This is a genomic window from Butyrivibrio sp. INlla18, assembly GCF_900103635.1.
Lineage (GTDB): Bacteria > Bacillota > Clostridia > Lachnospirales > Lachnospiraceae > Butyrivibrio.
The window spans coordinates 88,873-101,415 of the sequence record NZ_FMXK01000010.1; the positions used below are offsets into that span (position 1 = coordinate 88,873).

Below are 12,543 nucleotides of genomic sequence, written 5' to 3' on the forward strand. Positions count from 1 at the left end.
CAATTAATTAGATCATACTAATCAAGTCTTTTCAAGATCTATAATATAATCAAAAAAGCAGCCAAAAGGCTGCTTTTCATTCTTTGGTTTCAGTCGTCTTATTATTCTCTACTATCTCTTTTATTCGAGAATAAGCATGGAGATTAAATATTTGAAAAATATTAAATATAAAACTTGTAACTTCCCAAATACCCTCAATATTGCTATGTAAAAGTAAAAACACTAAAAAACCAGAAATACCTATATTTAATTTGTTACTAACAAACATACACCAATCACTAGGAATCACGTGCGTAAATATGATTACAAACAAATCTATTACTACACACGTCATTTGAAAAATCATTAATTCAACAAAAGAATCATTAGTACCTATCAAGCCATTTTCTTCTTTTTCAACACTCAACAAAGCAACCAATAGCTTATCATTCATTAGTGCTTGAAAAAGCGCATAGCCTGTAAAAACAACAGCTAAAAGTGCAATTACAATAGTCATTATAACTCCTAGAATTTCTCTCGTGCATATAACAGTTTCATATTGAGTTGCTATATGAACTGCAAAAAAACCTTCTAGCGAAATGAACAAAATTTTCCTGACCACATTATTTTTTTTGAATAAAAAAATCTTAAGAGAACTGAATAGCACCTTGATAGAACTTTTTTTCTCTGCTAATTTTTCTGCATTTTTCTCAGCTTTATCTAAATTAATAGTAATCACCTCGATTCACTTATAGATCTTATCTTGTCCTCATTTCTATTATATATCTCTTGATGCGCCTCATTAGTCACAATCAATTCTTCAATTTGTGACGTAGCCGTTACTAATTCTTGAGTTTCTGATCCGATATCTTCACCATCATCTATATCCATAGCATACTTTACTGAAAGCTCATCATCGGTTAATTTTGCCTTTCGCTTGTCTTTTGTAACCACATTCAATATCGGCTTAATCGTTCCTGCAGCTTGCGCAAGTATAGTCTTTATCCCGTCAAAAAAAGTAGGACTATTAAATGTTATAGATCCTGTTTTACACCCTAAATCTTTTCTTGCATTATTCGACAAGATTCCGAATGCCTCTGTATAATCTTTATCACCATTCAATGGATAAAACCTTAATGTCAAACAATTAACTTTTTCAACATCTGTCAAGACTTCTTTCATACTTTTGAGATTAGGAATCCCCACTATATTTACCACTGCATATTCTAGCTTTTTTTCGTTTTCATCACTATTCACACTTTTTATATATCTATCAAAAACATACTTAATAGTTGTTCTAAAATTGGCTAGAGACGGGCTACCTTTCTGATTTGGCAAAAAAATCATTCTGTGATTCAACAGATTAATGGCAAATGAAGAATATGGAGCAGCCGAATGTTTCTCATCTTTTTCAACTAACTCTCCAGATTCATTTAAATCAGTTTTTATTTCCAAAATAGTCTTTTTTACTATTTTCCCTGTAAGGACATAATTATTTTTGTTCTTATATATATCTATATCCTTAAATAAAAATTCATTTTCATCCTTTTTTTTGACTATTCCAGCCCTTAATGCCGGAATAACAATCGTATCAAAGCAGTCTAACATCGGCAATTCATCTTCACCAAAAACAACATTGAAATTGGCAATTTGCGCACTTTTTTTCATATAATTCCCTACCCCCTTGAGTCTGTTCTAATCTAGCAATTATAATACTATTCTATTGTACTGCACTTGAAATATAATACCAGTTTTTTACTTCAATTTGTTTACTCTTCATCCAACTCATCTTCAAACTCCAGCCACCCAAGCAGCCTATCTTCTTCCCTCTCTCTTCTTAACTGGTCCTGTCTGCAGTCGAAGTCGCGGCGCTCTTTTGCGCTCATGTCTTTTACTAGATCCTTGTACTCTTTATCTGTGAGTCTTACGTCTTTATCTCTTTTACCAAAGAACATAGCTGACCTCCTTTTATCATCTAAACCACAATATATATGGCAGGATTTTTGTAAATCCCTTAGACCTTTCTTCCATAACACGGTGGTATAGTTCAGGATCTTTTTTCTTGAGTTTTGCTGTTTCTATTTCTATGGCTATCATAGATACCACCAATCTGACAGCAGTACATATCATCCATAGCAGAAAAAGTATTGTTGCTACAACAATTATCCCAAATGCTATCGTAAAAAAATCATAGGTATTTCCTCTCTTCTTTTTCTTCTTTTTACCTATGATCAATTTACATCATGAAATATCCTATAAAGTTCCCAACTACATATTGCGGCGTTGCAGCTCTTTTGACAAGAGAAAATGCAATATATAGTGCCAACAAAAAAGCAGCCTTACATTTCCGCAAAGCTACTTACTTTTACTACCCTTCATCAAAATGAGCTATCAGAGGCCACACCGAGCCTACATCCAATTTTTTCTACAAGCCATGCATCTTCCACGGACACATACCTTATCTCGTCATTTTCATCCACTAGTGTCACAGACACTCTAGGCTGCTGCCCAGGCTGAAGTTCTTCACATCCATAGTCGCCATCATATATTTGCTTTATAGTCCACATGATTCATGCTCCTTTTTGAAATATTATACTATAATGATGAAAAATCAGAAGGTATCATCGGCTCCTTTGTGATAAAATAGCAAGTGCAGTTTATTTAAGGGGGATTGGTCGTGAAAGAGGAAAAGAAAAAAGAGATTATTAGAGTGATCAAGTTTGTATTCTTTTCAATCTCTGCTGGAATAATAGAAATAGCAAGCTTTTCGCTGCTTACGGAGCTTACAGCCTTGCCTTATTGGCCATGCTATCTGACAGCTCTGGTGTTATCAGTTTTATGGAATTTTACACTTAATCGCAAGTTTACATTTCAAAGTGCTAATAACGTACCAATAGCTATGATGAAGGTAGCGTTGTTCTATGCGGTATTTACGCCGGTGACTACTATTGGAGGTAACTACCTGGTGGAAAGCCTTCACTGGAACGAATATCTTGTGACTGGTATCAATATGATCATAAATTTGAGCACTGAATATCTCTATGATAGATTTATCGTATTTTGAGACAGCCTCGATACTCATTGCATTGATGCATAAGACAAACGAAGCGTAGTGGACTAACCACTGCGCTTCTATTTTTTACATCTTATATCCACAATCAGACTTCTCTGTTCCGTCGACGCCAGATTCATAGTGGGCGCGGAATTCCATGTTGATGTCGCGGATCTCTTTTTTGCCATCGATGTAGTCTTGGTACATTTCAGCAAGGCCGCTCATGCAGCCGTCACAGGAGCCGCTGATATTACCGATGGACTCGGCTACGATTCGTTCTCTTTCTTCTCTTGTTGTATCTTTTATAAGTATTGAATCCATTTGGTCTTACCTCGCATCTTCATATAAATGATCCACTACCCCCGTCCCCCAGGTCCACTTCGGGCACCATCTATGCATCAGCGCATAAAGTCTTTTGTATCTAATAAAATGGTCACTGGTCCGTCATTGACGGATTCTACTTTCATATCGGCTCCAAACTGTCCTGTTCCGACTTCGAAACCTCTTTTCCTACATTCTGAAACCACAAGCTCGTAGAGGGGCTCTGATATCTCAGGTCTAGCCGCGTCTGTAAAGCCAGGTCTTCTGGAGCTACAATCAGCATAAAGAGTGAACTGGCTCACGATGAGGAGCTTGGCCCCTGCATCCATAGGGTTGATATTCATCTTGCCGTTCTCATCCTCAAACACTCTAAGGCCGCAGATCTTGTCAGCAATCTTGATTGCTTGCTCTTCCTTGTCGTCATTATGAACGCCCAAAAGTACAAGGAAGCCTTTGTCTATGGATGAAACTGTCTTGCCATCTATTGTAACTGATGCTGACAGCACTCTGGTCACTACTGCGCGCATACCTACCCCCTAGATTTATTTAAAATGTGTATGTTGCGATGTATTCCATCTGATCTGGAACGATCAGGTTTGGCTTTCTTGTAGAAAGAACTGGCTTCCTGCCTTCAGAGATGAGCTGAGTCTCGAAGTGGTACATGGCAATTCCCAGATCGATCTTCTGAATGTCGTAGTCAGGTGTATCGAAGCCTTTATCTTTTTTCTCATAGAAGTGAGCTTTGTTGTCCTCGATAAGGATTCTCCAAGGCTGCTTGTTAACTGCTGATGGAGCGATCCTAACTGCCTCAAGGTCGTCCATAAGGCCGTGGCCTACAGCGTAGGTTCTATCAAGTGGCATTGCAAAGTCTCTTACGAAAAAGAGCTCTTCCATCTTCATTCTGGATTCTGCCTTAACACCTTTACGCATGAGTGTTTCTTTGATGGACATCTTCTGAGCTGGTCTTCCAAGTGGTGATACACAAGGCATGATCTCGTCTTCTGAGAGTTTAGCTGCTGCCTCGAACTTCTCTCTTGGCATTGTGCCGCCGATCCATGCTGTGCCAAAACCAAGCTCTAATGCTTTCATCTGGAGCATTTCAAAACTATATCCATATGCCTCTTCGGCATTTTCCTGTTTCTTTACAGAAGCTACAATGTACATCTTCTCCCCTGCAAGGACAGGACTTGATAACTTATTGGCCTCTGCATCAAGGAACTCAAATCTTACATTGATCCCGTATGGGTTGGTAATCTCTGAAACGTAGTCTTTTAACTCATCTATGAGCCTTGGATCTGGCATCTGGCCATCGAAGGTTCTTACGCTTCTTCTTTTCCTTGCTAAATCAATAAATGTTGACATAAATCTTTTCTCTTCCTTTTATTACGTTTTCCGAAAAAGATTATACCACTATTATGATTTTTTCCAATTAAATTGGTATTTGAAAAATTTGTGAACTTTTTTGTCAAAAAATTGAATGTCGGTCAGTAGATATGAGTCTGTCCCTTATCCTCTTTTCATTGAGTCCTTTGCCAATAAAAACGCACTGAGTCCCGTCATCTGGCGAATCAGTTATGGCGTACATTTTGTCAGCAAGGTCAAAGCGAAGGAGTTCGCTTCCAACCCAGATAGTGCCTTTGGCCCTTGAGATGAGCCCAAACTCGCCGTGGAGACAGTCTTCTAGAAGCTGCACCAGCTGACCGGGATTTTGAAGTCCTGCCTTAGTGACTGTTACCTGGGAAAAGACATCCTTTAGGTCCTTAAGCTTTTCTTTCTTTTCTAAAGACGTTTCATCTACTTCTGTTTCCATGAGGCTATCCCACCACTTGCCATCCATCTGAGAATAGTGGCGATCAGTGATCTTGGCCTTTGGATTTATTTTTAAGATCTCATTCGTTACTTCTTTTAACTGGTCTGGATCTGTATGTTCACATTTAGAAAAAACTACGCAGGATGCGTTTGCAATCTGGTCCCTATAAAGTTCAGGGTATTCCTTCATGTTGCTCCTAAAGGTCTCAGGACAAAGAACTACGATGGGCTCTAGGAGAAAGACTGCCCTTCCAAGTATAGGCTTTAGGTTCTCTATGATACTGCTGAGCCTTCCTACGCCTGTGGGCTCTATTATGAGGTACTCAGGACTTAGGGATGAAAAGATTGCCAGAACTGAATTTACAAAGCTGTCTTTCATGGTACAGCACACGCAGCCTTCCATGAATTCCAGGATCTTTATTTCATTGTCATTCCCGGCGGAGGCCTTCTGGAGCTCTAGGGCATCGAGGTTGTTGGCTCCGTACTCATTTTCCATGATGACGGGGCGCTTATTGGTTCTTGTAATAAGCTCTTTGATGAATGTGGTCTTACCTGCCCCCAAAAAGCCTGATACGAGTAATATCTGCATAGTAGTCGGTCCTATCAATTAGATAGGGCGGCCCTTGGACCGCCCCTTAAGTTTTGTTATCATGGCTGATTGTCTAAGATGACAACTGGCTTGATGAGGTCTGCTGGCTTATCTTTCATGAGCTGCAGAGCCTCTGGGATGTGCTCCCATCCGTGGAATACGTGAGTTGAAAGCTTGCTGACATCAAGCTTACCTGATGAAACAAGTGCGCCGAGTTTCTCCATACGGAGTCTTCCACCTGGCATGAGGCCGCCCTGAAGCTGCTTGTGTCCCATTCCTACGCCCCACTCTACGCGAGGGATAGTGATATAGTCGCCGCTTCCAAGGTAGTTGACGTTACCGATCTTGCCGCCTGGCTTAAGGGATTTTACAGCTGACTCAAAGGTCTGCACTCCGCCGCCAGCAACAACTACTCTGTCAACGCCCTTGCCGTCTGTCATAGCAAGAACCTGATCTTCGATAGTTCCATTTTTGTAGCTGATAAACTCGTCAGCTCCGTAGAACTTGGCTGCTTCTACACATGTAGGTCGTGTGCCTACTGCGATGATACGTGAAGCACCACGCAAACGTGCACCTGCAACGCTCATGAGACCAACAGGTCCGATACCGATCACGAGAACAGTATCACCAAACTGAATGTCAGCCAGCTCTACGCCGTGGAAGCCTGTAGGAACCATATCTGAAAGCATACATGCATCTTCAAGGCTCATACCTTCTGGCATGTGTGCAAGGTTACCGTCTGCATCATTTACATGGAAAAATTCTGAATCGAGACCATCTTTGAAGTTTGAGAACTTCCAGCCCGCAAGCATTCCGCCTGAGTGCATTGAATATCCTGCCTGAGCTTCAAGTGAATTCCAATCTGGGGTGATAGCAGGTACCAATACCTTGTCGCCTGGCTTAAAGTCTTTTACCATACTACCAACTTCTACGACCTCAGCACATCCTTCATGGCCAAGGATCATGTTGTGACGATCGCCTACTGCGCCTTCCCAAACGGTGTGTACGTCAGATGTACAGATCGCGATTGCGAGAGGACGGCAGATAGCGTCCATTGGGCCGCAAGCTGGGCGTTCTTTCTCGATCCAGCCCACCTCGCCGATTTTGAGCATTGCAAAACCTTTCATATACCTTCTCCTTCCGTATTCTTTTTATGTATTCCCCAATACACGTAATATTATGTATATTATATCGTGAAGAGTTCCGTTGGCACAAGGCTTTTTAATGAGCCCTAGGGACGGAGGTTGGAGCTCATTTTTCCCAAAATGAGCTCCAACCTCCGTCCCTAGGGCTCATCGTCTTTCCGTATTGGAAAGTTTTTTCTCTCGCAACTGGATAAATGGTATGTTAAAATGCAAGTAAAGAGCTTGTACACTTAGTCATAGAATATAGATGAAATGAGGAGACACTATGGCTAAGGAACTAAAGTACAAGGATATTATCAAGAACAGAGAATATAGAAAGCTTCTTTTTACTAATCTGATCAACAGATTTGGTGATTCAGTGGATGCAATTGCCTTCACCTGGCTTGTGTATCAGATTACTCACAGCGCCTCATGGTCTGCGCTGATATTTGGACTTAACGTACTTCCAAACATCATCGTGCAGCCTTTTTCCGGAGCACTTGTTGAAAAACTGGACAAAAAGAAGGTCATCGTTGGCACACATATTTTGAGAGGTCTCGTGATCTCTGGCTTTGTGGCTATGTACCTTATGGGCGTGGTAAACCCTATCATGATGGCTGTGTTCACACTTGCTATCACAACTATCGAGTCATTTAACCTGCCTGCATCTACAGCTTTTATCCCTACAGTTATAAGGAAGGAGCACTTAACTCACGCAATGAGCCTTAACTCAACTCTTTCTAACACTGTAGCACTTATCGGTACTGGTCTTGCAGGTATCATCATTGCAAAGTTTGGCGTATATACTGCAATGCTCATCGATGCGGCTACCTTCTTCATGGCTGCTATTGGAACCTGGTCACTTAAGACTACTACTCCGGAAGTACCTGCCACTGAGGCCTCAGAAGCTGTGCAGGCACCTGCTGCCAAGGAATCATATCTTTCTCTTTTGAAGGGGGGATTTGATTACGTTAAAAAGAGCCGTGTGATCCTGAACTACTGCCTTATTGCTATAGTTCTTAATTTCCTCTTGGTGCCACTTAATTCACTTCAGGCTCCTATCGTAGAGGATGTGTTCAAGATGGGCTCAGAGCTTTTGAGCGTAATGGGTATGGCTGCTGCGATCGGCGCTATCATTGGTTCAGCTCTTGTTCCTATGTTTGCTGAAAAGATGTCAGCCAAGCAGATCCTGGTAATCTGCGGAATTGCTCTTGGAACGGGAATGTACCTTATTACACTTGGCAGATTTACAAATGGCGCGGCTATTCCAGGATATCTTTTAACAGCGCTTAGTTTCATGATCATGATGTGCTCAGCATCTATAATCGGCGGAACTCTTAGCATTCAGTTTGTTAAGAGCGTAGATCAGAGATACCTAGCTAGAGCTGCTGCGGTATTCAATGCTTCATCTACTGCTGCAACTCCACTTGGCTCACTTCTCATCTCTTTTGCCGCATTAAAACTTAGCGCAGCTACTCTTATCGGCGGAAGCGCCATACTTGCAATACTACTCTTTGTTCTCGTAGCATTTAGTCATATGAATTTCGAATTGAAGGAAGAATTGCCAGATGCAACTTAAGCTAGCGGAAAACATCAAGAGATATAGAAAGGAAATGGGACTTACCCAGGACGGACTAGCAGAAGCCCTGGGCGTTACCATTGGTGCGGTCTCCAAGTGGGAAAACGGCAACAACGTGCCGGATATCACGACACTCATGGAGCTTGCAAATCTTTATAACATCTCTATGGATGAGCTCCTTAGCTATGACAAATCTTCCAAAAATATAGACAAGATGGTAGAGACTATCGAAAATCTCTGCGACGAACACAAATTTGAAGAGGCGGTTCTAGAGGCTAATAGCGCCCTTACTCGCTATTCTCACACCTTCAAGGTTCTTTTGGCCTGCGCCAAGCTATACTACTACAAGTCTTACGCAGACATGAACGACAAGGACTGTGACACGGCTATTGACCTTATGAATCGCTGTCTTGAGTACTTTTCACAGAACACTGATCCCGAGGTCAAGGAGTTCACTATACGCCTTTACATTGCTGAGCTTTATATGAAAAAAGATCCTGACAAAGCCCTTGCCGAGCTTAAGAATATCAACTACAACGGCTGCAATGACGCTATTATTGGTCAGCTTCTTTTAGATATGCACAATAGAGAGGAATGTCTTGAGTATAGTTCCATGGCGCTACTGCGCAACTTTGGAGTTCAGTACCAGCTTATGACGAATATGTCTCTTGCTGTTGCTTCTTCTGGTAAGGCCAAGGATCTTAGGATGGCTGTTGACCTTTTGGATGCATCGATCGTCATATTAGATGCCTACGCCGTTCCTGATTCTATTGGCTATACTCACAAGTTAAAGACCATATCTCTTATCATAAGGGCTTGGTGGTTTGCTTGTCTCAAGGAATATGACGCTATGGAAGAGTCCGTCCGGGATTCCTACAACCTTGCGGTTACATATGACAAGACTCCTCACAAGTCTTCTGAACTTTCTACAAGTATCCGTTTTTACCTATGTAAGCACAAATCGTCCGTTTACGATTCTCTGGATGCTACTGCTGTTTCGGGAATTGAAGCTCTTTTCTCCCAGAAGATCGATGGCTCCAACAAGATAAACCACAAGCATTTGGGGAAAGTTATCGAGTGCTGGAATCGAATGAAAAAATGAGCCCTAGGGACGGAGGTTAGAGCTCATTTTTTCCAAAATGAGCTCCAACCTCCGTCCCTAGGGCTCAAAAAAACCAGTTATGCGTTCTTGAGCTCTTTGTACTGAGCACTTGATAGAACTTCTGAATCACCGCAGCATGGGCAAAGCAAAAGACGCTTTGATGTCCATCCAAGTACTGGGATGTAGAACAGTGTGAAGTAAGTCTTCTGTCTAGCAAGACTACGCTGTACCTGGTGATGACAGTTTGGACAAACCTCTGTGCCGTAGTTTCTATCTATTTTCATTTTCTTTTTTGTTCCGTATACGATTATCATCTGACCTTCCTCCTATTAACCTACAAGATTTGCTGCATTGGCCTGTGCGCGCTGCATAAGTGTTCCGAGCGCTGTTGTGAAATCAGCTACATTCTGGTTCTTGGAACATTTTGAGAAGTAGAACAATTCGTTGTTCTTGGTCTCAACTGCGATTGCCATGAAATTGTAATCGTATGATCCATAGAAGCAGTTAGATCTGTAAACGTTAACGATATCCTGAATAGGAAGGATCACGATGGATCTCTTGAAATCTCCATAGTAGCAAACATAATTTGCTGTGATCATGATCTGGGCTTTGGAAAGGTTCATTGCACCTGCTGCCTGTGCCTCTGTGCACATAGCGTTGAGATACTCCTGTCCGCGACCACCCTGTAATGCTTTCATTACATTTTCAACGTTTTTTTCTTTTGTAAAGTCGAATACTTTTTCAAACTTTGCCATTCTCTCTCCTCCTTTGTGAATACCCACCAAGGAGAAATTATAAACTTTTTTCGCAAAGAAACAATTATTCTAATCCGAAAGTTTCGCCAAATATGAGTACTGCATTTCGCACACAGTCTTCACATGGACATAATGGTTTACCGTCTGTCATTGCCTTCAGATCCTTGCACTTTAAGGCTCCGCATCTTCTTGCAAACTCTTCCTGGATCTGTCTTGTAAGTCCAAGTGTTCCCTGTCCTTCTGTCTTAAGACCAGTGATCATACCTGCGCCAATCAGTGCTCCGCAGGTTGCCTCAAGATTTCCCATACCTGCGCAGAAGCCAGCAGATATCTGTTTTAACTGCTCTTCTGATAAGCTAGTCTGATCTGCCAACGCAGTAGTGACTGCCTGAGCGCAGTTGTATTTGCCTGAAAGTTTCATTTCTACAGCTTTTTCAGCTCTTTCTTGTAAAGTCATAATTCTCCACCTTTCCTTTCTGAAAAAATGAGCCCCAGGGACGGAGGTTGGAGCTCATTTCTCCCAAAATGAGCTCCAACCTCCGTCCCTAGGGCTCATTCATGTGCTTCAAGTTTTTTTGCATCTTTGCAGAATATGTATGTATACGCTGTAAATCCAAGGGTAAAGACAAGCAGTCCTCCCCAAGCAACTACAAATGCAAAAAAGAAAACGCAGTATAACTGCAAGGTGTCCACAAATGCTGGGAAGCCATATACAATTTCGACTGGAGCATTTCCAAAGGACTCTCTAAAAGGAATGGTTCCGTGAACTGCGGAATAAATGCATTCCTTAAGCACATTGATGACTGGAATCGCTGTGATCATCCACAAAATAACGTCGATTGCAATAGTAATTCTTTTTCTTGTTTCCATAACTCTTTTCCCTTTTATAAATAAAAAAGCGGCAAGCCTTGGCCTGCCGCTTTGACTTATTCAGTTATTATATCATATTGCTGCAAATCCTTTTTCAAGGTCAGCAATGATGTCATCGATATGCTCTGTACCGATTGAAAGTCTGATGGTGCTCTGTGTGATGCCCTGATCAAGAAGCTCCTCATCACTAAGCTGTGAGTGAGTTGTTGTTGCTGGATGGATCACAAGGCTCTTTACATCTGCTACGTTAGCAAGCAGTGAAAAGATCTCGAGGTTATCGATAAACTTCCAAGCAGCCTCTTTTCCTCCCTTGATCTCGAAAGTAAATATTGAAGCACCGCCGTTAGGGAAGTACTTCTCATAAAGGGCGTGATCTGGGTGATCAGGAAGTGAAGGATGGTTTACCTTCTGAACCTTTGGATGGTTCTTAAGGAATTCTACTACCTTCTTGGTATTCTCAGCGTGTCTATCGAGACGGAGTGACAATGTCTCCACTCCCTGCAGTAGGAGGAAAGCATTGAATGGAGAGATTGTAGCTCCGGTGTCTCTAAGAAGGATTGCTCTGATACATGTCACGAAAGCTGCTGGTCCAACCACGTCGTAGAAAGAAACTCCGTGATAGCTTGGGTTTGGAGCTGCGATCTGTGGGTAGTTGCCACTTTCCTTCCAGTTAAACTTACCTGCTTCTACAATTACACCACCAAGTGTTGTGCCGTGGCCGCCGATGAACTTAGTTGCTGAATGAACTACGATATCTGCGCCGTGCTCGATTGGTCTGATGAGATATGGTGTTCCGAATGTGTTGTCGATCACAAGTGGAAGTCCGTGCTTGTGAGCTATCTCTGCGATTGCGTCGATATCTGGGATATCACTATTAGGATTTCCAAGTGTTTCAAGATAGATTGCTCTTGTGTTGTCCTGGATGGCTTCCTCAACTTCCTGTAAGTTGTGAGCATCTACGAATGTAGTTGTTACGCCATACTGTGGAAGTGTATGTGCCAAGAGATTGTAGCTTCCACCGTAGATTGTCTTCTGAGCTACGATGTGGCCACCGTTTGCTGCAAGAGCTTCGATCGTATATGTGATGGCTGCTGCTCCGGATGCAACTGCAAGTGCTGCTGATCCGCCTTCAAGAGCTGCGATTCTCTTTTCGAATACGTCCTGAGTTGAATTTGTAAGTCTTCCGTAAATATTTCCTGCATCAGCAAGTCCGAATCTGTCGGCTGCATGCTGTGAATTTCTAAATACGTATGAAGTTGTCTGGTAAATAGGTACTGCTCTAGCGTCTGTTGCTGGATCAGGCTGTTCCTGTCCTACATGTAACTGTAATGTCTCAAATCTGTAATCACTCATTTCAACTTCC

The 12,543-nt window shown here is 41.9% G+C and carries 18 protein-coding genes; 3 read left to right on the forward strand and 15 right to left on the reverse strand.

Annotation, left to right across the window (positions count from 1 at the left end):
* Window positions 1–76 precede the first annotated feature (76 nt).
* The 5 genes from BLS24_RS08535 to BLS24_RS08555 all read right to left on the reverse strand — a co-directional run bounded on the left by BLS24_RS08535 (window position 77) and on the right by BLS24_RS08555 (window position 2,546).
* Window positions 77–718 carry a hypothetical protein gene (locus BLS24_RS08535; protein WP_091758099.1) on the reverse strand — a complete coding sequence of 214 codons (642 nt, stop codon included), beginning with the start codon at window positions 716–718 and terminating at the stop codon, window positions 77–79.
* On the reverse strand, window positions 715–1,647 hold the full coding sequence (locus BLS24_RS08540) for a hypothetical protein (RefSeq protein WP_091758101.1): 933 nt from the start codon (window positions 1,645–1,647) through the stop codon (window positions 715–717). Before BLS24_RS08540 ends, BLS24_RS08535 begins: the two co-directional genes overlap by 4 nt.
* A 101-nt stretch (window positions 1,648–1,748) precedes the next feature.
* Complete coding sequence (locus BLS24_RS08545; protein WP_091758103.1) at window positions 1,749–1,934, reverse strand: hypothetical protein; 186 nt, start codon at window positions 1,932–1,934, stop codon at window positions 1,749–1,751.
* Window positions 1,935–1,950: 16 nt separating this feature from the next.
* Window positions 1,951–2,214 (reverse strand): hypothetical protein, encoded by a 264-nt coding sequence (locus BLS24_RS08550; protein ID WP_091758105.1) that lies wholly within the window; start codon window positions 2,212–2,214, stop codon window positions 1,951–1,953.
* Window positions 2,215–2,357: 143 nt separating this feature from the next.
* The gene (locus BLS24_RS08555) at window positions 2,358–2,546 is read right to left on the reverse strand and encodes a hypothetical protein (protein ID WP_242872260.1); all 189 of its coding nucleotides are present in this window, start codon (window positions 2,544–2,546) and stop codon (window positions 2,358–2,360) included.
* Between the two features lie 110 nt (window positions 2,547–2,656).
* Here BLS24_RS08555 and BLS24_RS08560 point away from each other — a divergent pair, with 110 nt between their 5' ends.
* Window positions 2,657–3,043, forward strand: coding sequence for a GtrA family protein (locus BLS24_RS08560; protein WP_207647970.1), 387 nt, complete (start codon window positions 2,657–2,659; stop codon window positions 3,041–3,043).
* 75 nt (window positions 3,044–3,118) lie between these two features.
* On the opposite strand, the gene BLS24_RS08565 is transcribed toward BLS24_RS08560, so the two are convergent.
* The 5 genes from BLS24_RS08565 to BLS24_RS08585 all read right to left on the reverse strand — a co-directional run bounded on the left by BLS24_RS08565 (window position 3,119) and on the right by BLS24_RS08585 (window position 6,877).
* Entirely contained in the window at window positions 3,119–3,352 is a 234-nt protein-coding gene (locus BLS24_RS08565) for a purine biosynthesis protein PurH (RefSeq protein ID WP_091758109.1), read from the reverse strand.
* Window positions 3,353–3,429: 77 nt separating this feature from the next.
* Window positions 3,430–3,879, reverse strand: a complete 450-nt coding sequence (gene dtd, locus BLS24_RS08570) for a D-aminoacyl-tRNA deacylase (RefSeq protein ID WP_091758112.1) — start codon at window positions 3,877–3,879, stop codon at window positions 3,430–3,432.
* Window positions 3,880–3,898: 19 nt separating this feature from the next.
* Complete coding sequence (locus tag BLS24_RS08575) at window positions 3,899–4,714, reverse strand: nitroreductase family protein (RefSeq protein WP_091758115.1); 816 nt, start codon at window positions 4,712–4,714, stop codon at window positions 3,899–3,901.
* A gap of 103 nt (window positions 4,715–4,817) precedes the next feature.
* The gene (locus BLS24_RS08580; RefSeq protein ID WP_091758117.1) at window positions 4,818–5,750 is read right to left on the reverse strand and encodes a CobW family GTP-binding protein; all 933 of its coding nucleotides are present in this window, start codon (window positions 5,748–5,750) and stop codon (window positions 4,818–4,820) included.
* A 59-nt stretch (window positions 5,751–5,809) separates the two neighbouring features.
* Window positions 5,810–6,877 (reverse strand): NAD(P)-dependent alcohol dehydrogenase, encoded by a 1,068-nt coding sequence (locus BLS24_RS08585; protein ID WP_091758119.1) that lies wholly within the window; start codon window positions 6,875–6,877, stop codon window positions 5,810–5,812.
* 283 nt (window positions 6,878–7,160) lie between these two features.
* Between BLS24_RS08585 and BLS24_RS08590 the strand changes: the two genes are divergently transcribed.
* Window positions 7,161–8,453 (forward strand): MFS transporter, encoded by a 1,293-nt coding sequence (locus BLS24_RS08590; RefSeq protein ID WP_091758121.1) that lies wholly within the window; start codon window positions 7,161–7,163, stop codon window positions 8,451–8,453.
* Window positions 8,443–9,555 carry a helix-turn-helix domain-containing protein gene (locus BLS24_RS08595; RefSeq protein ID WP_091758123.1) on the forward strand — a complete coding sequence of 371 codons (1,113 nt, stop codon included), beginning with the start codon at window positions 8,443–8,445 and terminating at the stop codon, window positions 9,553–9,555. The genes BLS24_RS08590 and BLS24_RS08595 overlap by 11 nt, the downstream gene beginning before the upstream one ends.
* Window positions 9,556–9,632: 77 nt before the next feature.
* Here the strand turns inward: BLS24_RS08595 and BLS24_RS08600 are convergent, their stop codons facing one another.
* The 5 genes from BLS24_RS08600 to BLS24_RS08620 form a co-directional block, all read right to left on the reverse strand.
* The gene (locus BLS24_RS08600; protein ID WP_091758126.1) at window positions 9,633–9,869 is read right to left on the reverse strand and encodes a zinc-ribbon domain-containing protein; all 237 of its coding nucleotides are present in this window, start codon (window positions 9,867–9,869) and stop codon (window positions 9,633–9,635) included.
* A gap of 15 nt (window positions 9,870–9,884) precedes the next feature.
* Entirely contained in the window at window positions 9,885–10,310 is a 426-nt protein-coding gene (locus tag BLS24_RS08605; protein WP_091758128.1) for a PH domain-containing protein, read from the reverse strand.
* Window positions 10,311–10,374: 64 nt separating this feature from the next.
* Complete coding sequence (locus BLS24_RS08610; RefSeq protein ID WP_091758130.1) at window positions 10,375–10,767, reverse strand: C-GCAxxG-C-C family protein; 393 nt, start codon at window positions 10,765–10,767, stop codon at window positions 10,375–10,377.
* A gap of 95 nt (window positions 10,768–10,862) precedes the next feature.
* Entirely contained in the window at window positions 10,863–11,180 is a 318-nt protein-coding gene (locus tag BLS24_RS08615) for a hypothetical protein (RefSeq protein ID WP_091758132.1), read from the reverse strand.
* A 72-nt stretch (window positions 11,181–11,252) separates the two neighbouring features.
* Window positions 11,253–12,533 carry an O-acetylhomoserine aminocarboxypropyltransferase/cysteine synthase family protein gene (locus BLS24_RS08620; protein WP_091758135.1) on the reverse strand — a complete coding sequence of 427 codons (1,281 nt, stop codon included), beginning with the start codon at window positions 12,531–12,533 and terminating at the stop codon, window positions 11,253–11,255.
* Window positions 12,534–12,543: the final 10 nt, after the last annotated feature.